This window comes from Streptomyces sp. NPDC091289, assembly GCF_044757365.1.
Classification (GTDB): Bacteria; Actinomycetota; Actinomycetes; order Streptomycetales; family Streptomycetaceae; genus Streptomyces.
Genome location: NZ_JBIVUT010000009.1, coordinates 261,633 through 286,319, shown reverse-complemented (window position 1 = coordinate 286,319; position 24,687 = coordinate 261,633). Strand labels below are relative to the sequence as shown.

At 69.6% G+C, this 24,687-nt stretch carries 21 protein-coding genes and 2 tRNA genes; 10 read left to right on the top strand and 13 right to left on the bottom strand.

From position 1 onward, the window contains the following. Positions 1-301: 301 nt before the first annotated feature. Positions 302-880, bottom strand: coding sequence for a GNAT family N-acetyltransferase (locus tag ACIQPT_RS14690; protein WP_401155948.1), 579 nt, complete (start codon positions 878-880; stop codon positions 302-304). 1,264 nt (positions 881-2,144) lie between these two features. Then, positions 2,145-2,217, bottom strand: a tRNA-Ala gene (locus ACIQPT_RS14685). Between the two features lie 178 nt (positions 2,218-2,395). On the opposite strand from ACIQPT_RS14685, the gene ACIQPT_RS14680 reads away from it, so the two are divergent. Next, a complete protein-coding gene (locus ACIQPT_RS14680; protein WP_401155946.1) occupies positions 2,396-2,944 on the top strand; it encodes a helix-turn-helix domain-containing protein in 549 nt (182 codons plus the stop codon). A gap of 137 nt (positions 2,945-3,081) precedes the next feature. Beyond that, positions 3,082-4,476, top strand: a complete 1,395-nt coding sequence (locus tag ACIQPT_RS14675; protein ID WP_401155945.1) for a serine/threonine protein kinase — start codon at positions 3,082-3,084, stop codon at positions 4,474-4,476. A gap of 27 nt (positions 4,477-4,503) precedes the next feature. Here the strand turns inward: ACIQPT_RS14675 and ACIQPT_RS14670 are convergent, their stop codons facing one another. Continuing rightward, positions 4,504-5,814 carry a hypothetical protein gene (locus ACIQPT_RS14670; protein ID WP_401155943.1) on the bottom strand — a complete coding sequence of 437 codons (1,311 nt, stop codon included), beginning with the start codon at positions 5,812-5,814 and terminating at the stop codon, positions 4,504-4,506. A 233-nt stretch (positions 5,815-6,047) separates the two neighbouring features. Continuing rightward, positions 6,048-6,182, bottom strand: coding sequence for a DLW-39 family protein (locus ACIQPT_RS14665; protein ID WP_003958712.1), 135 nt, complete (start codon positions 6,180-6,182; stop codon positions 6,048-6,050). 303 nt (positions 6,183-6,485) lie between these two features. On the opposite strand from ACIQPT_RS14665, the gene ACIQPT_RS14660 reads away from it, so the two are divergent. Both ACIQPT_RS14660 and ACIQPT_RS14655 read left to right on the top strand, forming a co-directional pair. Next, entirely contained in the window at positions 6,486-6,869 is a 384-nt protein-coding gene (locus ACIQPT_RS14660; protein ID WP_401155941.1) for a DUF6344 domain-containing protein, read from the top strand. A 147-nt stretch (positions 6,870-7,016) separates the two neighbouring features. Then, positions 7,017-7,673, top strand: coding sequence for a hypothetical protein (locus tag ACIQPT_RS14655; RefSeq protein WP_401155939.1), 657 nt, complete (start codon positions 7,017-7,019; stop codon positions 7,671-7,673). A 56-nt stretch (positions 7,674-7,729) separates the two neighbouring features. Here the strand turns inward: ACIQPT_RS14655 and ACIQPT_RS14650 are convergent. From ACIQPT_RS14650 to dnaA, 9 genes are all read right to left on the bottom strand, one after another. Continuing rightward, positions 7,730-7,803 (bottom strand) — tRNA-Ile (locus ACIQPT_RS14650). A gap of 71 nt (positions 7,804-7,874) precedes the next feature. Further along, positions 7,875-8,495, bottom strand: a complete 621-nt coding sequence (locus ACIQPT_RS14645) for a DUF3566 domain-containing protein (RefSeq protein WP_401155937.1) — start codon at positions 8,493-8,495, stop codon at positions 7,875-7,877. A gap of 93 nt (positions 8,496-8,588) precedes the next feature. Beyond that, positions 8,589-11,228, bottom strand: a complete 2,640-nt coding sequence (gene gyrA / locus ACIQPT_RS14640; RefSeq protein WP_401155935.1) for a DNA gyrase subunit A — start codon at positions 11,226-11,228, stop codon at positions 8,589-8,591. Positions 11,229-11,275: 47 nt separating this feature from the next. Beyond that, on the bottom strand, positions 11,276-13,345 hold the full coding sequence (gene gyrB / locus ACIQPT_RS14635; RefSeq protein ID WP_401155934.1) for a DNA topoisomerase (ATP-hydrolyzing) subunit B: 2,070 nt from the start codon (positions 13,343-13,345) through the stop codon (positions 11,276-11,278). 449 nt (positions 13,346-13,794) lie between these two features. Beyond that, positions 13,795-14,496 carry a DUF721 domain-containing protein gene (locus ACIQPT_RS14630; RefSeq protein ID WP_401155932.1) on the bottom strand — a complete coding sequence of 234 codons (702 nt, stop codon included), beginning with the start codon at positions 14,494-14,496 and terminating at the stop codon, positions 13,795-13,797. Next, positions 14,493-15,623, bottom strand: coding sequence for a DNA replication/repair protein RecF (recF, locus tag ACIQPT_RS14625; RefSeq protein ID WP_401155931.1), 1,131 nt, complete (start codon positions 15,621-15,623; stop codon positions 14,493-14,495). The genes ACIQPT_RS14630 and recF overlap by 4 nt, the downstream gene beginning before the upstream one ends. A gap of 73 nt (positions 15,624-15,696) precedes the next feature. Then, on the bottom strand, positions 15,697-16,575 hold the full coding sequence (gene gnd / locus ACIQPT_RS14620; RefSeq protein ID WP_401155929.1) for a phosphogluconate dehydrogenase (NAD(+)-dependent, decarboxylating): 879 nt from the start codon (positions 16,573-16,575) through the stop codon (positions 15,697-15,699). A gap of 171 nt (positions 16,576-16,746) precedes the next feature. Beyond that, on the bottom strand, positions 16,747-17,877 hold the full coding sequence (gene dnaN / locus ACIQPT_RS14615) for a DNA polymerase III subunit beta (protein WP_003967886.1): 1,131 nt from the start codon (positions 17,875-17,877) through the stop codon (positions 16,747-16,749). Between the two features lie 959 nt (positions 17,878-18,836). Then, complete coding sequence (gene dnaA, locus ACIQPT_RS14610) at positions 18,837-20,714, bottom strand: chromosomal replication initiator protein DnaA (RefSeq protein ID WP_401155927.1); 1,878 nt, start codon at positions 20,712-20,714, stop codon at positions 18,837-18,839. Positions 20,715-21,095: 381 nt separating this feature from the next. Between dnaA and rpmH the strand changes: the two genes are divergently transcribed. The 6 genes from rpmH to rsmG all read left to right on the top strand — a co-directional run bounded on the left by rpmH (position 21,096) and on the right by rsmG (position 24,607). Beyond that, positions 21,096-21,233 carry a 50S ribosomal protein L34 gene (gene rpmH / locus ACIQPT_RS14605; protein WP_003967884.1) on the top strand — a complete coding sequence of 46 codons (138 nt, stop codon included), beginning with the start codon at positions 21,096-21,098 and terminating at the stop codon, positions 21,231-21,233. Between the two features lie 21 nt (positions 21,234-21,254). Beyond that, complete coding sequence (gene rnpA / locus ACIQPT_RS14600; protein WP_401155925.1) at positions 21,255-21,626, top strand: ribonuclease P protein component; 372 nt, start codon at positions 21,255-21,257, stop codon at positions 21,624-21,626. Continuing rightward, on the top strand, positions 21,623-21,982 hold the full coding sequence (gene yidD / locus ACIQPT_RS14595; RefSeq protein WP_006125986.1) for a membrane protein insertion efficiency factor YidD: 360 nt from the start codon (positions 21,623-21,625) through the stop codon (positions 21,980-21,982). Before rnpA ends, yidD begins: the two co-directional genes overlap by 4 nt. A 3-nt stretch (positions 21,983-21,985) precedes the next feature. Next, entirely contained in the window at positions 21,986-23,251 is a 1,266-nt protein-coding gene (yidC, locus tag ACIQPT_RS14590; protein ID WP_401155923.1) for a membrane protein insertase YidC, read from the top strand. A 14-nt stretch (positions 23,252-23,265) separates the two neighbouring features. Next, on the top strand, positions 23,266-23,781 hold the full coding sequence (locus tag ACIQPT_RS14585) for a R3H domain-containing nucleic acid-binding protein (protein ID WP_030575962.1): 516 nt from the start codon (positions 23,266-23,268) through the stop codon (positions 23,779-23,781). A gap of 109 nt (positions 23,782-23,890) precedes the next feature. After that, entirely contained in the window at positions 23,891-24,607 is a 717-nt protein-coding gene (gene rsmG, locus ACIQPT_RS14580; protein ID WP_401155921.1) for a 16S rRNA (guanine(527)-N(7))-methyltransferase RsmG, read from the top strand. Positions 24,608-24,687 lie beyond the last annotated feature (80 nt).

Here is a 24,687-nt window from a genome sequence, read left to right as displayed (position 1 = left end):
GCCCCCGCCCCCCCCCCCCCCCCCCCCCCCCCCCCCCCCCCCCCCCCCCCCCCCGCCCCGGGGGGCCGGCCCCCCCCCCCCCCCCCCCCCCCCCCCCCCCCCCCCCCCCCCCGCCCCCGTACCCACCGTGCTCATCGGGTGGCCCGGACGGCGATGCCAGCCCCTCCGCAGGCGCCGAATCCCGTACCGCGCCCCATTCGCCGCCCGCGTGGCAACCCCCCGCCACGGCCGGACGGCGGCAGCACGGTGGACAGCACGGGTGCACGCAGGTCCGTTCGGCCCTTCCGCGCATGCCTCCGGGTCACCGGCCGGCCCCGTACGCGCCGACCGGCAAGGTCAGCAGCATGATGTGGGAAACGGGTTCGTCGTCCGCCGGCCGCCACTGGCCGATCCGGCGGTAGCCCCACGCGGCGTAGGCGGCATGCGCCGGAGCCGCCTCCGGTTCGGGCCGCACCGCCAGCGTGACCCGCTCGACGCCCAGCCCCTCCAGGAGATGGTCGTGCAACCGGGCCGCCACCCCCTGCCGGCGCCACCCGGCGCGTACGGCGAGCTCGACGACGCCCAACGTCCGCTCACCGGTCTCGTCCGCGAACTCCGCGGTCGTCTCCCCGTCCATCGCCCTCCACCAGCCGGTGTCCGCGGGCAGGGGGTAGCCGAAGGCGTAGCCGACAGGCACCTCACCGCAGCGGGCCACCACAAGGCGGGCGCGGGGAAGCCTGACCTCCTGCGCGAAGCGGTCGACGAAGTCGGCGATCTCCTTCGTGCCCTCGCGGTACGGCGGCTCGACCCAGATCTCCTTGTACATCGGCAGCACCACATCGAGCTGCAGCGCGCACTCCAGACCCTCCCACCGCTCCACCCCGATCGCCGGGCTCCCCATCTGTCCCCTCCCCTCCACTCCCCCCGGACCGGCGCTGGCTAGTGCCCGCGCGGACGCACGGGGACAGACCTACGAGACAGCTCGCCGACGCCGACGCCGCCTCTGATGGTGATGCTCATCGTGGCGGGGCGGCGGACAGAACTGCGGCTGTCGATGCCCGCGCCGCCTTTGCAGCGGGTGCCGACGCTTGGGCCGCCCTTCGCAGTGGTGGGGCGGCGGACAGAACTGCGGCTGTCGACGCCCGCGCCGCCCTTGCAGCGACTGCCGACGCCCGGGCCTTGCTTCGCGGTGGCGGGGTAGCGGACGGACCTGCGGCCACTGACGCCTGGGGTGCCTTTGCAGCGACTGCCGACGCCCGGACCGGTCTTCGCGGTGACGGGACGGCGCACGGGCCTACGACTGTCGACGCCCGAGCCGCCTTTGCTGCGAGTGCCGATGCCCGAGCCACCGCCCTTCGATGTGGCGGGCCGGAGAGCGGGTGTGTCCCAGGCAGGGGCGGGGCCTTCGGCACCCACCTCCGGGTCCATGAGCGCGATCATGTGTGTGGTCCTTCCGACGTCGAAGCGGGTTCGGGCACTGCCGTGAACGTAGGCAGCGGCAGATCAGCCGGGCTGTCTCTCCCTGGACAGAACAGATGGGGCGACGAGACGCCTCGGGCGACTGCTCACGCCGTTCCCGACGTCACCCTCACGAGAACGGCTCACTCATCGTCAGCCGATAGCACGCTGCAAGAAACCTGGAATGTTCTAGGGTTCCGCTGCGCACACCGGGCCCACCGTGAGAGGGGGCGAAACATTCCAGCTCAGCGGCCGTATCCGACGTTGGGAACCAGGCTGGATCCGTGCCGCTGCGACGAGCTCAGGTTCAGACAGACGGTGATACGCCGAGGGATACGCCACCGGCGGCGGCCGCTCTCGCGTACACCGAGCCGCTCCTGGTGATCGTTTCCCCGAAGCACACGGACCAGGAGTGCACGCCAGTTGCCGCTCGCAGCGGATGCGGGGCCGGCCGGCCACCGGTCAAGGTGGAGGTGATGACGTGCGGTCCGCGGTGGCGGGCACAACCATGCCGGGCCGTCATGCAACAAACCTGCAGGAAACCTGGAATCGCCTGGCGGGACCGCGTCCGCGGACGGTGACCGGGTGGGGAGTCTCGGGCGCCGTCCCCCTAGAGCTCGGGACCGGGCAGGCACATGTCAGCACGGGAAGCGGACGAAAACACCCCCCTGACCACGTTTCCGCAGGTCAGAGGGGTGCGACGTGAGTGGAGCCTAGGAGATTCGAACTCCTGACATCTGCCTTGCAAAGGCAGCGCTCTACCAACTGAGCTAAGGCCCCGGGCCACAACGAACGAGGGCAACGCCCAACACGTCCGTGCCAGGGCTACCGTCGCAGACCAGAGTACCGGGTGACCCCCGTAATCCTGCAAAAGGATAGGGACTCCCGGTGGACGAGCACGCTCCGTAAGATGCTCGCAAGGTTCGCAGCAGCGAAGCCGCAGCGATGGGGAGACGCCATGGATGCAGCGCAACAAGAGGCGACGGCAAGAGCCAGAGAGCTTCAACGCAGTTGGTACGGAGAGCCGTTGGGGGCGCTCTTCCGTCGGCTGATCGATGATCTCGGTCTGAACCAGGCCCGGCTGGCCGCTGTTCTCGGGCTCTCCGCCCCGATGCTCTCCCAGCTGATGAGCGGCCAGCGGGCCAAGATCGGGAACCCCGCGGTGGTCCAGCGCGTCCAGGCCCTCCAGGAGCTGGCGAGCCAAGTGGCCGACGGCAGCGTCAGCGCGGGCGAGGCCACCGAGCGCATGGAGGAGATCAAGAAGTCGCAGGGCGGGTCGGTCCTGACCGCCACCGGTCAGACCGGCTCCACCGGCGGCGCCCCCACCGTCCGCCGTGTGGTGCGCGAGATCCAGTCCCTGCTGCGGTCCGTCGCGGCGGCCGGCGACATCATCGATGCCTCGGACGCCCTCGCCCCGACCCATCCGGAGCTGGCAGAGTTCCTCAAGGTGTACGGCGCGGGGCGCACCGCGGACGCGGTCGCGCACTACGAGGGACACCAGAACTAGCGGCTTCGGAACACGAGGGACGACGGAGCCAGGGCACGCGCACCGCGCAGCGCCCTGGTGCCGGCAGGACACGGGGGCCGGACACGGGCCGCGGCGGACGCCGCGGCACCACAGGAACGGGGAGCGGGCGCAGCACAATGGGTGAGGTCTTCGCTGGTCGGTACGAGCTGATCGATCCGATCGGACGGGGTGGGGTCGGCGCCGTCTGGCGGGCCTGGGACCACCGCCGCCGCAGGTACGTCGCGGCCAAGGTGCTCCAGCAGAGCGACGCGCACACGCTGCTGCGCTTCGTCCGCGAACAGGCCCTGCGCATCGAGCACCCGCATGTGCTGGCCCCGGCCAGCTGGGCCGCCGACGACGACAAGGTCCTGTTCACCATGGACCTGGTGAGCGGTGGCTCGCTCGCCCATGTCATAGGCGATTACGGCCCGTTGCCCCCGCGCTTCGTCTGCCTGCTGCTGGACCAGCTGCTCTCCGGCCTCTCCACGGTGCACGCCGAAGGGGTGGTGCACCGCGACATCAAGCCCGCCAACATCCTGATGGAGGCGACCGGAACGGGTCGTCCGCATCTGCGTCTCTCCGACTTCGGCATCTCGATGCGCAAGGGCGAGCCCCGGCTGACCGAGACCAACTACGTGGTCGGTACGCCCGGTTACTTCGCCCCCGAGCAGATGATGGGCGCCGAGCCCGACTTCCCCGCGGACCTCTTCGCGGTCGGCCTGGTCGCGCTCTACCTCCTCCAGGGCCAGAAGCCCGACTCCCAGGCACTGGTCGAGCACTTCGCCGCGCACGGCACCCCGAGCGCCCCCAACGGCATCCCCGAGCCGCTGTGGCAGGTTCTCGCCGGTCTGCTCCAGCCGGACCCGCACGCCCGGTTCCGTACGGCGACGGGCGCGCGCAAGGCCCTGACCGCGGCGGTCGAGATGCTGCCCGAACCCGGCCCGGACGACGAGCCGGTGGAGGTGTTCGACCAGATCGGGCCGCTGCCGGCGGGGTTCGGCCCCGACGGGCCCGTAACCGTCCCCCAGCAGCCCGCGGAACCGGCGGCGCCCGGCCCCGCGGCCGCGGCGGCACAACAGCCCGTTCAGCAGCCGTCCGGCGTGCAGCCGTCCGGTGTGCGGCCCTCCGCACCGCCCCCCGCCTCGATGTCGGAGACGGGCAGCTTCCACCTCGCGCCCCCGCCCGGAGCCGCGCCGGCCACGCCCCCACAGCAACAGCCGTACGCACAGCCGGGGTTCCCGCAGCCGCCGGCCGCGGCGTTCACGGCGGACGCGCCGTCCCCGTACGCCGTCGGCGCGCCGGACCCCTCCCAGGTGCCGACCTCCGGCGTACCGCACGACCCCGCTTCCACCCGCGCCTACACCGCCCAGCAGCAGCACCCGCCGGTGCCGGCCCCGCCGGTGCAGCACGCCGCACCCCACGTACCCGCGCGCCGGACGCGTCCGGGACCGCCCCCGAAGGTGGCGGTCCCGGTGCTGGTGGTGGCGCTGATCTGCTTCGCGGTCGGGATCTGGGCCCTGACCCAGATCTGACGTGGCCGGCCCGCGGGCCGGTCCGAACTACCAGCCCTGCGGCGGCTGGTGGCCCCCACCGGCCGCCGCACGGCGGCGGGCCAGCAGCGTCCAGACGCCCAGCCCGAGCACCAGGACGGACCCCGTGCCGATCCCGGCCGCGGCGACCACGGTCATCGGGCCGCTCCGCGCGACCTCCTGGGCGTTCTTCCCCTGATCGGCCGCATCCCGGTCCTGGTCGGTGACGCCGAAGACCCCGGCGTCCCCCTCGTACGGGGAGGACTCGGCCTTGCCCTTCACCTGGACCGACAGTTCGAACGGCATCGGCTCGGCGCCGTAGGACTCCTTGAGCTTCGGGCTGAGGGAGACCGACAGGTAGTACCAGCCCGCGAAGCGCATGGCGCTGACCTGGTTCGAGGGGGCGTACCGGTTGCGGTGGGCCACCGGCGGCAGCGGCCGCAGCGACGCGGCCGCGGGCCCTCCGGAGTACGAGAGCGTGGCGTCGGAGACGGGCCCCTGGGCCGGGTTGTCCAGCGACAGGGTGAGCGCGTTGCCCACGAATTCCTTCTTGTCGCCGGTGCTGTTGGAGAGCCCGGCGGTGGCGTAGATCTGCTGGCCCCAGTCCACCGGCACCCGGTAGAAGCGGGTCTGGCCCGGGGCGATGGTGTCCTGCCAGCGCCCGTTCGCCAGGCTGGTGGCCTCGGAGTACCCGGCCCCGCCGGACCGCTTCTGCTGCTTCCCGGTCAGCGGCTGCGGCGAGGCCGAGGGCCAGCTGCTGGGACCGTCGGTCGGTGTGGCGGAGCCGCTCTTCAACCGCGGCTCCTGGAGGAAGCGCAGCTCCAGGCCCCAGGCCTCGGTGTCGGCCGCCGACTTGCTCTCGCGCTCGACGAGGACGTCGTAGTGGCCGCTCTCCTGGCAGCTGCTGCCGCCTTCCTTGATGGAACGGAAGGCGTACGCGGCGATGGGGCGGGTGTACTGGCCCGACCCGAAGTTCACCCGCACCGAGCTGCACTGGGTGTCATCGGTCTCCCGGAGGCTGACGTTGATGCCGTCGCCGTAGCCGGCCGGAACGCTGTCGCCCGGCACCGCGACCGCCGAGACATAGGCGTCGGAGACGTCGTCCAGCGTGACCCGGTAGTAGAGCTTCTCGCCCGGCCTGATCGTGCTGCGGTACGGGACGCCCTCGTCGAGTTCGGACGCCTCGACGTTCGCCGTCGCGCCCTGCACCTTCTTCGCGTCGGGGTCGAACGCGTACTCCCCGGGGCCGGCCGCGTGCGCCTGCCCCGGCAGGACCGCCACCGCGCACATCGCCGCGAGTACCGCGGCCGCCACCCGGCCCCTGTTGCGCTGCCTCTTCACGCGCTTCCCCTCGTCGTCCTCACGCGCCGATGCCCGTCGACCGCCCGCGATGCCGGTCCATCCTGCCCCGCCCACACCGCCGCTGTCTCCGGCCCCAGCTGGATTGTCCTGCTTGTCGGTATTGCCGACACCGAAGCCCTGACGGGCATTCGCGCAAGTGAAGTCACGAGGGTCCCGGACAGCACGAAGCCCCGGTCGCTCAGCGACCGGGGCCCGTAACAGACTGTGCCGTCTCACACACCCGAACCTGCGGGCACGGAGTCGGTCGCCTCCGTCCACAGATCCTGCTCGGCGCGATCCGCCTGGATCTGGCGGTACACGAGGAGCCCGCCGATGGCGGCCAGTGCGACCAGGAGAAGCTTCTTCACCGCGCGACCTCGTCTTTCCTTGGCGTAGGGGCCTTCTGTCGCCGACTATACACACCGGCCGATACCGATCGGTGACCTGCCCGGAACCCAAAAGCAGCCCCTCGGCGGCCCCCCGGACGACCTCACGGCACCCCCTCCGGCACCCCCTTCCGACCGCCCGCGAGGGCCTGTCCACTCCGGTTGCACCATACGAGTGGTGTTAATCCGAAGATCGGCGCAGAGCGGGCGTCGCTCCTCGAAATCGCGGCCCGGATCCACATGATCGGAGAAGTCAGCAACCGGACCGTCCGAAAGCGAGGGGCCATGAGCACCTTCCAGCCCAAGAACATCTGGACCGCCTTCATCACCGCCTTCTTCGCCCTCCTGGCGTCGCTGGGCCTCGCCACCGCCACGGCGAGCGCCGCGAACGCCACGAACGCCACGAACGCCGCGCAGCCGAGCGCCACGCCCCAGGAACACACGGGTGCCACCGCGGCAACTCCGATCGCTCCCTCGGTCCGATGGACCCTTCCGCGTGACCGGGCCGTCCCGCCCACGATGAAGCAGCGCATCCGCGCCGAGGCCCACGGCTCCTCCCCGGCCACCCGCCATCTGTCGCTCGACCCCGCGGAGACCGCCCGCGCCACCGGCCAGACCGGCTCCCACCCCACAGCCCCGGAAGGCGACTCCCCGGCACCACCCCCCTGATCCCGGTGCCACCGCACTTCCGGGGCCCCTGGTCCGGTTCACACCGGCCGGGGGCCCTTTCCGTGTGCCCGGGCACCGCCGACGAGCGGCCTCCGCCGGACCGGACGACCATGGAGAGGTCCGGCGCACCGCCGAAAGGACCGTCCGATGAGCTCTCGTGGCACTGCCTTCGCGGCACTCGGCGCCGCTTTCGTACTCCTCACGCTCCCGGCCTACGGGGCGGGGCCGGCCTCCGCCACCGGCCCCGACGACGGCGCACCGCCCGGCGCGGAAGTCCTGGGCAGGCCTGCCGTCGGAGAGCCGTTCACGCTGACCATCGCGTACTCGGACACTCCCAAGCTGGACGAGTTCGAGGTGACCGTCGACGAAGTGCGATGTGGCGAACCCCTGGACCCGAAGGTCCTCGCGCACGCCGCCGACTCCGCGACCGGGCCGACGCCCGCTCCCACGCCCGAGGAGGGCAAGCAGTACTGCGTGCTCAGCATGGAGGTGCTGAACGTCGGAAAGAGCGAGGCCGACTGGAGCGCGGACGGCGCGACCACTCTCAATGTCGGCGACACCGCGTACAGCCCGACCGAGAGCGACACCGAACTCGCGCGCCACTACGCGCGGTACTGGTCCGACCAAGGAAAGTCCGAACCGTCCGCCGGCATCAACCCCGGAAGCAAGGGCCCGACGCACGGCGTCTTCCAGATACCGGCTGCCGACAAGCCCACTACGGTCTGGGTCGCGTCCGCCCACTTGATGGAGACCATCAATGGAGTCCAGCCCGGCTACCTCGTCCAGCTGAACCCCTCGAACTGACCGCACCCGCCAACGCGAAGACCCCCAGCCACTGGTGACTGGGGGTCTTCGTTCTGTGGGGCTAACAGGATTTGAACCTGTGGCCTCATCCTTATCAGGGATGCGCTCTAACCAACTGAGCTATAGCCCCGCCGCGCTGTCGCGCTGACTTCTGAAGATTAGCGCACGTCGGGGCCAGTCCCAAAATCGATACCCGGCGCGCTACTCGTCCTCGGCCAGCGTGAGCTCGACGCCGCCCACGAAGCCCGCCGACAGGTTGTAGATGAAGGCGCCCAGCGTCGCCAGCGCGGTGGCCAGCACCACGTCGATCACGGCGATGACCGAGGTGAAGATGAGCACGCGCGGCAGCGACAGGAACGACTGCAGATCGAAGCCGTTGCTCTCGTTCGAGCCGGTGGCCTCGCTGATCGTGCCGCCGACGGTCTCGAAGACGCCCATCGCGTCCATGACCATCCACAGCACCGCCGACGCCACCACCGTGCAGATACCCAGCGCGATGGACAGCAGGAAGCTGACCTTCATCACCGACCACGGGTCGGCCTTGGCCACCCGCAGACGGGCCTTGCGGGTACGCGGTGTGGTCCGCGCCCCCGTGCGCGGCTTGCGCGTCGCCTGGGCGCCGCCCACGCCCTGCGCACCGCCCAGGGTGCCGTCGGCCGGTCCGGGGCGCTGCTGGCCGCCCTGGGTGCCGCCGCCGGGCGCCTGGTACGCCTGGGGCGGGTGGTACGGCCCCGACGGCCCCGGTGCGGGCTCACGCTCGCCGGGCAGGGGCCCGGTCGCGTAACCCTCGTACTGGGGCTGAGGCCCTCGTGTGTCCGTCACAGTGCCCCCTTGGGAGTCCGTGGCAGGGCCACGGGCACCGTTCGCGCCGGCTCCGGAAGCGGCCGAACCGGCGCCCGTGGCTCCACTCACGCTCTACTCCTCGTGCTCCCCGGTCGAAGGCTCCGTGCCCTCGACAGTGCCCTCTGCCACGCCCTCGGCGTGGACCTCGGCCAGCTCGCCGTCGACGTCATCGGCCCCATCGACCTCTTCCGCCTCGCGACCGGCCTCGGCATTGCGCGCGATGCCGACGACGGCATCCCGCTTGCCCAGATTGATCAGTTGGACGCCCATGGTGTCACGGCCCGTCTCCCTGACTTCATTGACTCGCGTACGAATCACACCACCGCCGAGCGTGATGGCGAGAATCTCGTCCGTCTCCTCGACCACCAGCGCACCGACGAGCGATCCGCGGTCCTCCACGATCTTGGCGGCCTTGATACCGAGGCCGCCGCGGCCCTGGACGCGGTACTCGTCGACGGGGGTCCGCTTCGCGTACCCGCCGTCGGTAGCGGTGAAGACGAACGTACCGGGCCGGACGACATTCATCGAGAGCAGTTCGTCGCCCTCGCGGAAACTCATCCCCTTGACGCCCGAGGTGGCACGGCCCATCGGGCGCAGCGCGTCGTCCGTCGCGGTGAACCTGATCGACTGGGCCTTCTTGCTGATGAGCAGCAGATCGTCCTCGGCCGACACCAGCTCGGCGCCGATCAGCTCGTCGTCGCCGCCGTCCGGCATCTCGCGCAGGTTGATCGCGATGACACCGCCCGAGCGCGGCGAGTCGTAGTCCTTGAGCGCGGTCTTCTTCACCAGACCGCCCTTCGTCGCCAGGATCAGGTACGGCACGGCCTCGTAGTCGCGGATCGCCAGGATCTGGGCGATCTTCTCGTCCGGCTGGAAGGCCAGCAGGTTGGCGACGTGCTGGCCGCGCGCGTCCCGGCCGGCGTCCGGGAGCTCGTACGCCTTGGCCCGGTAGACCCGGCCCTTGTTCGTGAAGAACAGCAGCCAGTGGTGGGTCGTCGAGACGAAGAAGTGGTCGACGATGTCGTCTTCCCGCAGCTTCGTCCCGCGCACGCCCTTGCCGCCGCGCTTCTGCGAGCGGTAGTCGTCCGTCTTCGTGCGCTTCACATAGCCGCTGCGGGAGATCGTGACGACGATGTCCTCCTCGGCGATCAGGTCCTCGATGGACATGTCACCGTCGAAGGGCACCAGCTGGGAGCGCCGGTCGTCGCCGAACTTGTCGACGATCGCCGCCAGCTCCTCGCTGACGATCGTGCGCTGCTTGGCCGGCGAGGCCAGGATCGCGTTGTACTCGTTGATCTTCGCCTGGAGCTCGTCGTGCTCGGCGGTGATCTTCTGGTGCTCCAGCGCGGCCAGCCGGCGCAGCTGCATCTCCAGAATGGCGTTCGCCTGGAGCTCGTCGATCTCCAGCAGGCCCATCAGGCCCTCGCGCGCGATCTCCACCGTGTTGGAACGCCGGATGAGGGCGATGACCTCGTCGATGGCGTTCAGGGCCTTGAGGAGGCCGCGCAGGATGTGCGCCCGCTCCTCGGCCTTGCGCAGCCGGAACTTCGTCCGCCGGACGATGACCTCGATCTGGTGCGTCACCCAGTGGCGGATGAACGCGTCGATCGACAGCGTGCGCGGCACCCCGTCGACGAGCGCCAGCATGTTCGCGCCGAAGTTCGACTGGAGGTCGGTGTGCTTGTACAGGTTGTTCAGGACGACCTTGGCGACCGCGTCCCGCTTGAGGACGACGACCAGGCGCTGACCCGTACGCGAGGAGGTCTCGTCACGGACGTCCGCGATCCCGCCGACCTTGCCGTCCTTGACCAGGTCGGCGATCTTCTGCGCGAGGTTGTCGGGGTTGGTCTGGTACGGAAGCTCCGTGACGACCAGGCACTGGCGGCCCTGGATCTCCTCGACCGCGACGACCGCGCGCATCGTGATGGAGCCGCGGCCGGTGCGGTACGCCTCCTCGATGCCCTTGCGGCCCACGACCAGCGCGCCGGTGGGGAAGTCGGGGCCCTTGATGCGCTCGATCAGCGCGTCCAGCAGCTCCTCGTGCGAGGCGTCGGGGTGCTCCAGATACCACTGGGCGCCGGAGGCGACCTCGCGGAGGTTGTGCGGCGGGATGTTGGTCGCCATGCCGACCGCGATCCCCGCGGAGCCGTTGACCAGCAGGTTCGGGAAACGCGCCGGCAGGACCGTCGGCTCCTGGTTGCGGCCGTCGTAGTTGTCCTGGAAGTCGACGGTCTCCTCGTCGATGTCCCGGACCATCTCCATGGACAGCGGCATCATCTTGCACTCGGTGTACCGCATGGCGGCGGCCGGGTCGTTGCCCGGGGAACCGAAGTTGCCGTTGGAGTCCACCAGCGGCATGCGCATCGACCAGTGCTGCGCGAGGCGCACCAGGGCGTCGTAGATGGAGGAGTCGCCGTGCGGGTGGTACGTACCCATGACGTCGCCGACGACGCGGGCGCACTTGTAGAAGCCCTTCTCGGGGCGGTAGCCGCCGTCGTACATCGCGTACAGCACCCGGCGGTGGACGGGCTTGAGGCCGTCCCGTACGTCGGGCAGCGCACGCGAGACGATGACGGACATCGCGTAGTCGAGGTAGGAGCGCTGCATCTCCGTCTCGAGCCCGACGGGCTCGACACGCATGCCCACACCGGGGACGATCGCTTCCTCGGGAACCACGGGTTCAGGTGTCACAGGGGTGTTCTCGTCGGCCATTGCTGGTCAAAGTCCTTTCGAGCTGCGGCGTCGCTGGTACGGCCGACTCAGATGTCGAGGAAGCGGACGTCCTTGGCATTGCGCTGGATGAACGAACGCCGTGCCTCGACGTCCTCACCCATGAGCACCGAGAACAGGTCGTCGGCCTGCGCCGCGTCGTCCAGCGTGACCTGGCCGAGGACCCGGTGGTCGACGTCCATGGTCGTGACGCGCAGCTCTTCGGCGTTCATCTCGCCGAGACCCTTGAAGCGCTGGATCGAGTCTTCCTTGATCCGCTTGCCGTTCTGCTTGCCGAGCGCCACGAGCGCGTCGCGCTCCCGGTCCGAGTACGCGTACTCGAAGTCGTCCCGGCCCCACTTGATCTTGTAGAGCGGCGGGCGCGAGAGGTAGACGTGCCCCGCCTCCACCAGCGGCCGCATGAAGCGGAAGAGGAAGGTCAGCAGCAGAGTGTTGATGTGCTGACCGTCGACGTCGGCGTCCGCCATCAGAATGATCTTGTGATAGCGGAGCTTCTCGATGTCGAAGTCCTCGTGGACCCCGGTGCCGAACGCCGAGATCAGCGCCTGGACCTCGGTGTTCTGGAGGATCTTGTCGATCCGGGCCTTCTCGACGTTCAGGATCTTGCCGCGGATGGGCAGGATCGCCTGGTACATCGGGTTACGGCCGGACTTCGCCGAACCACCGGCGGAGTCACCCTCGACGATGAAGATCTCGCACTTGGTGGGGTCGTTCGACTGGCAGTCGCTGAGCTTGCCCGGCAGCGAGGCGCTCTCCAGGAGCCCCTTGCGCCGCGTCAGGTCGCGCGCCTTGCGGGCCGCCACGCGGGCGGTCGAGGCGGCGATGCCCTTGCGGATGATGTCGGCGGCCTCGTTGGGATTCCGGTCGAACCAGTCCGTCAGCTGCTCGTGGACGACCTTCTGCACGAAGGTCTTGGCCTCCGTGTTGCCCAGCTTGGTCTTCGTCTGGCCCTCGAACTGCGGCTCGCCCAATTTCACCGAGATGATCGCGGTGAGGCCCTCGCGGACGTCCTCGCCGGTGAGGTTGTCGTCCTTCTCGCGGAGCAGCTTCTTGTCGCGCGCGTACCGGTTGACCAGCGAGGTCAGCGCCGCCCGGAAGCCCTCCTCGTGCGTACCGCCCTCGTGCGTGTGGATCGCGTTGGCGAAGGAGTAGACACCCTCGGTGTACTGCGTGTTCCACTGCATGGCGATCTCGGCCGAGAGAAGACGGTCCTTGTCCTCGGCCTCGATGTCGATCACCGACTGGTGAATGACGTCGCCCTTGCGGGAGTTGAGGTACTTCACGAAATCGACGATGCCGTTTTCGTAGTGGTACGTGACCGAGCGGGCGGTCTCCTCCTCGGCGGGCTCGACCGCGTCCGCGCTGTCCGCGCCCGCCGTCGCCTTCGCCGACTCACGCTCGTCGGTCAGCTTCAGCGTGAGGCCCTTGTTGAGGAACGCCATCTCCTGGAAGCGGCGCGAGAGGGTCTCGAAGCTGTACTCGGTGGTCTCGAAGATGTCCCCGTCGGCCCAGAAGGTGACCGACGTACCGGTCTCCTCGATGGCCTCGTGCTGGGCCAGCGGCGCGGTCGGGACACCGAGCTTGTAGTCCTGCGTCCAGCGGTAGCCGTCGGTCTTGACCTCGACGGCGACCCGGGTGGACAGGGCGTTGACGACGGAGACGCCGACGCCGTGCAGACCGCCGGAGACGGCGTAACCGCCGCCGCCGAACTTGCCGCCCGCGTGCAGGACGGTCAGCACGACCTCGACGGCCGGCTTCCCTTCGGACGGCACGATGCCGACCGGGATACCGCGACCGTTGTCGATCACGCGCACCCCGCCGTCGGCGAGGATCGTGACGTCGATGGTGTCCGCGTGGCCGGCCATCGCCTCGTCGACCGAGTTGTCGACGACCTCCTGCACCAGGTGGTGCAGGCCGCGCTCACCGGTCGAGCCGATGTACATGCCAGGTCGCTTGCGGACCGCGTCCAGCCCTTCCAGCACGGTGATCGCGCTGGCGTCGTACGAGGCGGTGACCTCGCCGTGCTCACCGGCTGTGGACGGAATGTTCTCGTTGGGGTTGCCGGAATCGGCCACGAAGCGCCCTTTCTGGCACAGCACAGGCCGTTCTCCGGACAGGCGGGAGCGGCTGCGTCGTTCGGCTTGTATCAACGACTCCCGCCTCAGCGGCGGGATTACTCACCAGTCTACCGGTAGCGCCGACATGATTGGGGGTTTGCCGGTACCTGAGTCCGGCTGTGCCGCCCTGAATGAGCGGCTGACGACTCCCCATATTCAGGAAGGGGCTCCAAGAGGCCCTGACGGGCTTTGAGCGCTTCGGCCTGTCAACCTCCCGCTACGGTGAGGGACGCTCCGGCCGTACCGTCCGGTTTCCTCCCGCGCGAACCGTGACGAACCCGGCGCAAAGCTCGCCCAGTACACGACAATTTCACGCCGAAAGTGCAGCTCAGCCCTGCCGAGCCGTGATCCGTACAGAAGCGGCGAGGGAGCGGAGAACCCGACCGCGGAGCCCACGGCGGCCCGGCCGCTTCCGACAACCGGCCGGAGCCTCACCCGTAGGTGTCGCCCGGACCCTTGCTGCCGGGCGCCCGCAACGGCCCGTACCGGCGCTCCGGACCACCGGGACCGACCACCTTGATCAGCCGTACGGTGCCCTGTCCCAGATCCGCGTTCAGCCGGGCCACCAGCTGCGGAGCCAGCAGCCGCAGCTGCGTCGCCCACGCCGTCGAGTCACAGCTCACGGTCAGCACCCGGGCGTCCGGATCGTCGTCGTACCGCAGCGGCACGCAGTGCTTCGCCAGATCGTCGCCGACGATCTGCGGCCAGCGCCCCATCACCCCGCCGACCGCCGCGGGCGTCTCCCAGCCACGCTCGGTGATCAGCCGGTTGATCGCGGAGCCCAGCGCCAGCGGATCCCGGCCGTCCGACCGGGCCCCCGAGCGCAGCCCGCCGCCCCGCCGGGCCTGCTTCTTCTGCTGCGCCGCCGCACCCCGCGCCCTGGCCTGCTCCTTCGCCGCCCGCAACGCGACCCGGGCGAGATCGACCCCGGTCACCTCGGGCGGCTTCGACGCGCCGGAGGACGGCCCGTCGGACGCCGCGGCGGACGCCCCTGAAGCTGCCGGGTCCGGCAGCGCGTCTCCCGCGCCCTTGCTCCTGCCCTTCGCGCGGGCCGCGCCCGCGCCCGTCCCCGTACCGCCCGATCGGGACGCCGATCCCCGTCGGCCCGACGCGTTCCCGTCCCGGCCGGTCATACGCGCTCCACCTCGCCCGCACTCACCGCGTACCGCGCCCCCGCCAGCACGCCCGGCACGTCCTCCGCCACCGCGGCCGTCACGAGCACCTGCTCGCCCGGGGCCACCAGCTCCGCCAGCCGCTCCCGGCGGCGGGCGTCCAGCTCGGCGAAGACGTCGTCCAGGACCAGCACCGGCTCATTGCCCTCGGAGCGCAGCAGCTCGTAACTGGCCAGCCGCAGCGCCAGGGCGTAGCTCCAGGACTCGCCGTGGCTCGCGTACCCCTTCGCCGGCATCCCCCGCAGCCCGAGCACCAGATCGTCCCGGTGCGGACCGACCAGGGTCACGCCCCGCTCGATCTCCTGCTTCCGGACCCCGACGAGCGCCGCGATCACCTGCTCGTACAGCTCGTCGCGGGTGCGCGCGGGACCCACGTCCTCGCCGACCGAGCTGCGGTACTCCAGCGCCACCGGACCGCCGCCCGGAGCCACGTCCCCGTACGCCTTGTCGGCCAGCGGCTGGAGCGTGGCGATCAGATCGAGCCGCTGCGCGAGCAGCTCGGCGCCCACCCGGCCCAGATGCTGGTCCCAGACGTCAAGGGTGGACATGTCCATCGAGCGGCCGCCGTGCCGACGGGCCATCGCCGCGGACTTGAGGAGCGTGTTGCGCTGCTTGAGCACCCGCTCGTAGTCGGAGCGGACCCCGGCCATCCGGGGCGAACGCGCGGTGATCAGCTCGTCCAGGAACCGCCGGCGCTCGCCGGGGTCGCCCTTGACGAGGGCCAGATCCTCCGGCGCGAACAGCACCGTCCGGACGATGCCGAGCACGTCACGCGGTCTGACCTGCGAGGACCGATTGATCCGGGCCCGGTTCGCGCGGCCGGGATTCAGCTCCAGCTCGATCAGCTGGGAGCGCTCGCCCTGGGTCACCGCCGCGCGGATCACCGCCCGCTCCGCGCCCATCCGCACCAGCGGGGCGTCCGAGGAGACCCGGTGGCTGCCGAGGGTGGCGAGATAGCCGACGGCCTCGACGAGATTGGTCTTGCCCTGCCCGTTGGGCCCCACGAACGCGGTGACGCCCGGGTCGAGAGGGACCTCGACCCGGGCGTACGAGCGGAAGTCGGCCAGCGAGAGATGGGTGACATGCATGTGCGCCGACCTCCCGGGCCTTTCTGTTCCGCTGTGCCGTGCTGGTGCCGCTTTTCTCGGTTCCGCGGTGGGACTACTTCTTGTTCTCGACCGCGTGCCCGCCGAACTGGTTGCGCAGCGCGGCGATCATCTTCATCTGCGGCGAGTCGTCCTGGCGCGAGGCGAACCGCGCGAACAGCGACGCCGTGATCGCGGGCAGCGGCACCGCGTTGTCGATCGCGGCCTCCACCGTCCAGCGGCCCTCGCCCGAGTCGGCGGCGAAGCCCCGGAGCTTGTCCAGGTGCTCGTCGTCGTCGAGCGCGTTGACCGCGAGGTCCAGCAGCCAGGAACGGATGACCGTGCCCTCCTGCCAGGAGCGGAAGACCTCGCGCACATCGGTGACGGAGTCGACCTTCTCCAGCAGCTCCCAGCCCTCGGCGTAGGCCTGCATCATGGCGTACTCGATGCCGTTGTGGACCATCTTCGCGAAGTGGCCGGCGCCGACCTTGCCCGCGTGCACGGAGCCGAAGTCGCCCTCGGGCTTCAGCGCGTCGAAGACCGGCTGGACCTTCGCCACGTTCTCCTCGGCGCCGCCGTACATCAGGGCGTAGCCGTTCTCCAGGCCCCAGACGCCACCGGAGACACCGCAGTCGACGAAGCCGATGCCCTTGATGCCCAGCTCGACGGCGTGCTTCTCGTCGTCGGTCCAGCGCGAGTTCCCGCCGTCGACGACGACGTCGCCGGGCGAGAGCAGCTCGGCCAGCTCGTCGATCGTGGACTGCGTCGCGGCACCGGCCGGGACCATGACCCAGACGACCCGCGGGCCCTTCAGCTTGCCCACAAGCTCTTCGAGACTGTGGACATCGGCGACATCCGGGTTGCGGTCGTAACCGATGACGGTGTGGCCTGCGCGGCGGATGCGCTCGCGCATGTTGCCGCCCATCTTGCCGAGGCCGACGAGACCGAGCTCCATCAGAGATTCCTTAAGCGTCGTGGCGATAAGCGTCGGGGCGTTTGCGCCCAGGACCGAGCCTACGCCCGGCCGGGGACAGCGCGGCGGGCCCGCTCCGCGCCGAGCGGGCCCGCCGGAAACTGCCGCGGATACGTCCCCCCGGGCAGGCCGGGGGGACGGAATCAGCCGGGATCAGCCGGAGAGGCGCACCGGCATGATCAGGTACTTGTACGCGTCGTCCGCCTCGGCGTCGACGGCCGGGCGGCCGCTGAGCAGGGCGGGCTTGGTGGACGTGGTGAACGAGAGCTGGGCGACCGGGGAGTCGATCGCGCTCAGACCGTCCAGCAGGAACGTCGGGTTGAAGGCGATGGAGATGTCGTCGCCCTCCAGCACCGCGTCGACGCGCTCCACAGCCTGTGCGTCGTCGCTGGAACCGGCTTCCAGGATGAGCACGCCCTGCTCGAAGCTGAGCCGTACGGGGGTGTTGCGCTCGGCGACCAGGGCCACACGCTTGACGGCCTCGACGAAGGGGGCCGTCTCGATCACCGCGACGGAGTTGAACTCGGTCGGGAAGAGCGTGCGGTACTTCGGCAGGTCGCCCTCGAGCAGCCGCGTGGTCGTCCGGCGTCCGGCGCCCTCGAAACCGATCAGGCCCTCGCCCGCACCGGAGCCGGAGAGCGCCAGGGTGACCGTGTCGCCGCTCGTGAGCGCCTTGGCGGTGTCCAGGAGCGTCTTGGCGGGCACCAGGGCGACCGCCGAGGCGTCGGCGTTCTCCGGCTTCCACAGGAACTCGCGGACCGCGAAGCGGTAGCGGTCGGTGGAGGCGAGGGTGACCGTGTCGCCCTCGATCTCGATCCGCACACCGGTGAGCACCGGCAGCGTGTCGTCGCGGCCGGCGGCGATGGCGACCTGCGCGGCGGCGGAGGCGAAGACCTCACCGGGGACGGTGCCCGTGGCGGTCGGCATCTGCGGCAGCGCGGGGTACTCCTCCACAGGCAGTGTGTGGAGGGTGAAGCGGGAGGAGCCGCAGACGACCGTGGCGCGCACACCGTCGGTGGAGATCTCCACCGGGCGGTTGGGCAGGGCGCGGCAGATGTCGGCGAGCAGCCGGCCGGAGACGAGCACCGTGCCGTCCTCGTCGATCTCCGCGTCGACGGAGACCCTGGCGGAGACCTCGTAGTCGAAGCTGGAGAAGCTGAGAGCCCCGTCCTCGGCCTTCAGCAGAAGGCCCGCGAGAACGGGCGCCGGCGGACGGGCCGGGAGGCTGCGGGCCACCCAGGCCACCGCCTCCGCGAGTACATCGCGCTCCACCCGGATCTTCACCGGAACCGCCTCCTGCTGTTGCTCGCTCGCCCTGCTGGCCTTCGTCGTCTGGACCGGAGCTCCCTGCCGAGGGCCGGGGAGTCTCCGGGGTCCAGTCTGACGTACGGCACCGACAGTCGTTGCTGCTCGGGGTCAAGTCGGGCCAAGAGCTTCGCGGCGGTCGACGGTCGAGTTGTACACAGGCCCCACTTCGAAGCTGATTCCTGGCTAACTCTGGGTGGTAGTAGTAGTAGGCCTTGTGGATACCGTGGATAACGTCGTTTGCGCAGGTCAGCAACGGTTTTTTGTCCACCGGTCCTGTGGGTGGCGCCCGTGGACAACCGGGGCTTTCTGTGGACGGGCGAAAGTTCTGCACACCCGATGCACAGGAGGGGGCCACTTCTCCCCAGGCCTGTCCCCAGCTTTACCCATGTTCCCCACAGCCCAACCGACCCCCTTGGTGTGACGCGGTTCACTCCGGGCGGTGAGAGCGTGTGTTGCGTTGCCGAACAGTGGACAGGGGTGTGGAGAAGCAGGGCGAAGTTGGGGACAACAGGGCTCAGCCTGTGGGCCGCCGGTGGACAACATCGACGGCCCCCTGTGGACGAAAAGTCTGTCCACAGGCTGTGGATGACGGTTGACCACAAATCCCCAACCACATGACCTGGCCTGATGGAGTATCGGCAGCGCGCCCTGTGGACGCAATATGGACAACTTCCCAGTCCCCAGGCTGTGGACGGAAGATTTCTCGCACATCTGTGGAGAAGGGCCTCTGAGCAGCCCGTATTCGAACAGCAGGAGTCCGGCGGGGCGCTCGTCGCGAGCCCCGGACGGCCCGATGGAGGCTCCGGGAGGCCCGCTGCGGGGCCCCGGGAACGCGAAAAGCGCCCGCCGCGGACCGTGGAGGTCCGCGACAGGCGCCCTGAGAAACGCTCCAGGAGAAGCCCGGAAGCCGGTGCCGGCCGTTCTCGCGTCCGGCGTCAGCCGTTCTTGATGCGGTTGGTCAGCTCGGTGACCTGGTTGTAGATGGAGCGGCGCTCGGCCATCAGCGCCCGGATCTTCCGGTCCGCGTGCATCACCGTCGTATGGTCGCGGCCGCCGAACTGCGCACCGATCTTCGGCAGCGAGAGGTCGGTCAGCTCGCGGCACAGATACATGGCGATCTGGCGCGCCGTCACCAGGACCCGGCTGCGCGAGGATCCGCAGAGGTCGTCCACGGTGAGGCCGAAGTAGTCGGCGGTGGCCGCCATGATGGCGGGCGCGGTGATCTCCGGCGCCGACTCCTCGCCGCCCGGGATCAGGTCCTTGAGGACGATCTCGGTCAGCCCGAGGTCCACCGGCTGCCGGTTCAGGGAGGCGAAGGCGGTCACCCGGATCAGGGCGCCCTCCAGCTCACGGATGTTGCGCGAGATCCGCGAGGCGATGAACTCCAGGACCTCCGGAGGGGCGTTGAGCTGCTCCTGCACCGCCTTCTTGCGGAGGATCGCGATCCGGGTCTCCAGCTCGGGCGGCTGGACATCGGTGGTCAGACCCCACTCGAAGCGGTTGCGCAGCCGGTCCTCCAGCGTCACCAGCTGCTTGGGCGGCCGGTCCGAGGAGAGCACGATCTGCTTGTTCGCGTTGTGCAGCGTATTGAAGGTGTGGAAGAACTCCTCCTGCGTCGACTCCTTGCTCGCCAGGAACTGGATGTCGTCGACCAGCAGGATGTCCACGTCGCGATAACGCTTGCGGAAGGTGTCGCCCTTGCCGTCGCGGATCGAGTTGATGAACTCGTTGGTGAACTCCTCCGAGCTCACGTACCGCACCCGGGTCCCCGGGTAGAGGCTCCGCGCGTAGTGCCCGATGGCGTGCAGCAGGTGGGTCTTGCCGAGCCCCGACTCCCCGTAGATGAAGAGGGGGTTGTACGCCTTCGCGGGCGCCTCGGCGACGGCGACGGCCGCGGCGTGCGCGAACCGGTTGGACGCGCCGATGACGAAGGTGTCGAAGAGGTACTTCGGGTTCAGCCGGGCGTGCGGTTCGCCGGGGCCCGGCGCGGGGGCCGGCTGGGCGCCCATCGGGCCGGGGACCGAGCCACCGGTACGCCCGGGGCCGTGACCGCCCTGGCGGTGCTGCGGCTGTTGGTCCTGCCGGTCGGGCCGCTGCTGCTCGTACCCCTGGTGCTCGGGCGGCTGCGAGCGGTAGTCGTGCTGCGGCTGCTGGGGGCGTCCGGTGCCGTACGGCTCGCGCCACTGCTCGGAGGGCTGCTCCCGGTACTGCTCGTTCTCCCGGTCCCGGTACGACTCGCTCTCGCGGTACGGCTCGCCGGACGGCTGCTCGCGGTCCTGGTACCCGCCGTGCCGCGGCTGCTGCCAGGAGAGGTCCTCCTGGGTACGCGGCCAGGCGCCGGGCTCCGGGCGCTGCTGCTGGTAGTCGGGGTAGGCCGGCCGGGCCGTCGGCATCCCGTCGTCGGAGGGCCGGTGACCGTATCCGTCGTACGCGTCGTTGCGCTGGGCGTCCTCGCGCGGCTGCTGCGCCGGGTAGCGGTGGCCCTGCTGGCTCTGGTGCGACTGGTGCATCGGGGGCGACGGCGGAGCGGGCTGGTCGCCCGCGGAGTCGTCGACGGTGATCGCGATCCGGATGGGGCGGCCGCACTCGCGGGTCAGCGTCTCGCTGATGAGCGGCGCGAGCCGGCCCTCCAGGACGCGCTTGCCCCATTCATTGGGAACGGCCAGCAGTGCGGTGTCGGCGACGAGTGCCAGCGGCTGGCAGCGCTCGATCCACTGCTTGTCCTTCGGCTCGATGCCCTGCTGGCCCTCCCCGAGGAGTTGTTCCAGCACTCGCGGCCACACTGCGGCAAGATCGGCAGGTACGTCAGCCACAAGGCACGCTCTCTCGCATGTCCCACGAATGTGTGGTTCTCGGGACGGGATGGGTCGGGTCGGGTGAGGCCCGGCAGTCGGGAAGGAAAAGAACCGGAGTTCAGCCACGGTAGTCAGGCCGACCCGCGCGGTTCAAGTTGTTGTCCACAGGCTGTGCACAATGGGGGGTCCCGCGAAGCCGGTTTGACCGGATGGCGTAGCCGCGCGTACCGTGACCAGGTCGAGTTGTCGATGGCTGCTGCCGCCTGCCTCCGATGGGCAAAGATCACGATCTGTGATTGTGAAGCGGTGCACTAAGGCGTTTACGCGAGTTCCTCGTGGGCGCACGGTGACAGCCAGGCGATGTCCCGCCAACACACGAATCATTTCTGGAGCCCCCGAGTGAGCAAGCGCACCTTCCAGCCGAACAACCGTCGTCGCGCCAAGACCCATGGCTTCCGGCTGCGCATGCGTACCCGTGCCGGCCGTGCGATTCTCGCGAACCGCCGTGGCAAGGGCCGCAGCAGCCTGTCCGCCTGATATCGCTAACAGGTCCATGACGTGCTGCCTACCGAGAATCGGCTGAGGCGGCGCGAGGACTTCGCGACCGCGGTACGACGAGGACGTCGAGCCGGACGTCCGCTGCTCGTCGTCCATCTACGCAGCGGTGATACGGACCCGCACGTGACGGGGGAGACTGTTCCCCCGCCGCGTGCGGGTTTCGTTGTCAGCAAAGCCGTGGGGGGCGCCGTCGTCCGTACCGCGGTGAAGCGGAAGCTTCGCCACCTGGTCCGCGACCGGCTGGCTCAGTTGCCCCCCGGTAGCCTTGTTGTCGTACGGGCGCTGCCCGGTGCGGGCGACGCCGACCATGCACAGCTGGCCCGAGACCTGGACGCCGCTCTGCGGCGGCTGCTGGGAGGGGGCGCGCGATGAAGTACCCGCTGCTTGCTCTCATCAAGCTGTACCAGTGGACGATCAGTCCACTCCTCGGGCCTGTCTGCCGTTATTACCCGTCGTGTTCCCACTATGGATATACGTCGATCGACAGGCACGGTGCCATCAAGGGAACAGCGCTGACAGCCTGGCGCATCCTGCGGTGCAATCCGTGGTCACCCGGCGGTGTGGATCATGTTCCGCCACGCAAGCGTCCGCGGTGGCACGAGCTGCTGCGCAATGCCCTGCGCGGCGAAAAGGGCGGGGAGTCCGCCGCTGATGTGCCGTCCGGGGGGTCGGTCTCCGAACCTCCGAGCCCGGCCGCAGAGACCTCGCCCAATGCTCAAGGAGCCTGATTAGTGGACACGATTGCCAGTCTGTTCAGCTTTATCACCACACCCGTCTCATGGGTCATCGTTCAGTTCCACAAGGTCTACGGGGCGCTCTTCGGCGACGACTCCGGCTGGGCCTGGGGGCTGTCGATCGTGTCCCTGGTGGTGCTGATCCGGATCTGCCTGATCCCGCTCTTCGTGAAGCAGATCAAGTCGACCCGCAATATGCAGGTGCTCCAGCCGAAGATGAAGGCGATCCAGGAGCGCTACAAGAACGACAAGCAGCGTCAGTCCGAAGAGATGATGAAGCTGTACAAGGAGACGGGCACCAACCCGCTCTCCTCGTGCCTTCCCATCCTGGCGCAGTCCCCGTTCTTCTTCGCCCTGTATCACGTGCTGTCTTCCATCGCCTCGGGCAAGAAGATCGGCGCGATCAACCAGGACCTGCTGGACAGCGCGCGTCAGGCGCACATCTTCGGCGCCCCGCTGGCCGCGAAGTTCACGGACAGCGTCGAGAAGGTCACCTCGCTCGACGCGTCTCTGACGGACGTCCGGATCGTCACCGCGATCATGATCGTGCTGATGTCGGCGTCGCAGTTCTTCACCCAGCGCCAGCTGATGACGAAGAACGTCGACCTGACGGTGAAGACCCCGTACATGCAGCAGCAGAAGATGCTGATGTACATCTTCCCGGTCATCTTCGCCGTGATGGGCATCAACTTCCCCGTCGGCGTCCTCGTCTACTGGCTGACCACCAACGTCTGGACCATGGGTCAGCAGATGTACGTGATCAACCAGAACCCGACGCCGGGCAGCAAGGCGCAGGACGCCTACCTCCAGCGACTCCTCAAGAGCGTGACCTCCCACGGTGAGGTGCGCGGCCGTACCCGGCGCAAGATGGTCAAGGCGATCGTCGCCAAGGGTTCCGACCGCAACGACATCGAGCGCAAGTTCGTCACCGGCCTCGGCAAGCTGGGTCTCGCGGCCCAGGAGGACGGCACGGTACAGAAGAGCGAGGCCGCCGCCGCGGATGCCGAGGGCAGCCAGGCGCACAAGCGCCAGCAGCCCAAGCGCCAGACCAAGGCGAAGCGCCAGACGGCCGCTGCCACGGCCGGTGGAGCCAAGGACACGGAGCCTGCGGAAGCCGGCTCCAAGACCTCGCTCGAGAAGCAGGACGCACCGCAGGACGACAAGCCGAAGTCGGCGGGCAAGCCCGCCTCCGGCTCCTCACGCCAAGCCAAGTCCGGACAGCGCAAGGGCCCGCAGCGGCCCAAGCACCCGTCCAAGAAGTAAGAAGGAGTCCATCCGTGACGGAAGGCACCACTTCCACGGCCGCCGCTGAGGCCGGAAGCGACACCCTGACCCGCCTGGAGCAGGAGGGCGAGATCGCGGCCGACTACCTTGAGGGACTGCTCGACATCGCCGATCTCGACGGCGACATCGACATGGACGTCGAGGCGGACCGGGCCGCGGTGTCGATCATCAGCGAATCGGCACGCGACCTCCAGAAGCTCGTGGGCCGTGACGGTGAGGTCCTGGAGGCGCTCCAGGAGCTGACGCGACTGGCCGTCCACCGCGAGACCGGCGACCGCAGCCGTCTGATGCTGGACATCGGCGGTTTCCGGGCCAAGAAGCGCGAGATCCTCGCGGAGCTGGGTGCCAAGGCCGCGAACGAGGTCAAGAGCTCGGGCGAGCCGGTGAAGCTGGACCCGATGACGCCGTTCGAGCGCAAGGTCGTGCACGACGCGATCGCCGCGGCCGGTCTCCGGAGCGAGTCGGAGGGCGAGGAGCCGCAGCGCTTCGTCGTCGTTCTCCCGGCCTGACCGGATCCTTGTACTGTCGGCCCCGTCTGTTCGCAGGCGGGGCCGATCTTTGTCAGCCTGATAGTCAGCCACCCACAGTGCGCTAGTGCGGTATGGAAGGACGGTCCCCGTGACGGAGGCAGCAGAGCTCCCCCAGGCACCTGCGGAGGCGCAGGCGGTGTTCGGAGAGCTCTTCCCGGAGGCTGTCCGGTACGCGGAACTTCTTGCGGATGCCGGGGTGAAGCGAGGCCTGATCGGGCCTCGTGAAGTCCCGCGGCTGTGGGAGCGGCACCTGCTGAACTGCGCGGTGCTCTCCGAGGTCGTGCCCAAGAACGTCACCGTCTGCGATGTGGGCTCGGGCGCGGGTCTGCCCGGCATCCCGCTGGCCCTGGTGCGCCCCGACCTCAAGATCACCTTGCTGGAGCCGCTGCTCCGGCGGACGAACTTCCTCCAGGAGGTCGTCGACCTGCTCGGACTGGACCATGTGACGGTCGTGCGCGGCCGGGCCGAAGAGGTCCTCGGGACGCTTCAGCCCGTTCAGGTGGTGACCGCTCGTGCGGTGGCGCCGCTGGACCGGCTGGCGGGCTGGGGCGTGCCCCTGCTGAAGCCGTACGGGGAGATGCTCGCGCTCAAGGGCGACACCGCCGAGGAGGAGCTCAACGGCGCCAGGGCGGCGCTCAGCAAGCTCGGTGTCCTGGAGACCGAGGTGCTCCAGGTCGGCGAAGGCGTGGTCGATCCGCTCTCCACGGTGGTCCGTGTCGTGGTGGGCGAGAGCCCGGGCGGTGTGAGGTTCGCCGCAAAGAGGGCCAAGGCCGCCCGGACGGGCCGCACGCGCAGGCGTCGCTGAGCGGCATCGCGGGGCACTGTTGCCGTCCGGCCGAGGGCTCCGATCCGTCGGCCGATATGCGGAGTCCACGGCCTTTTGTG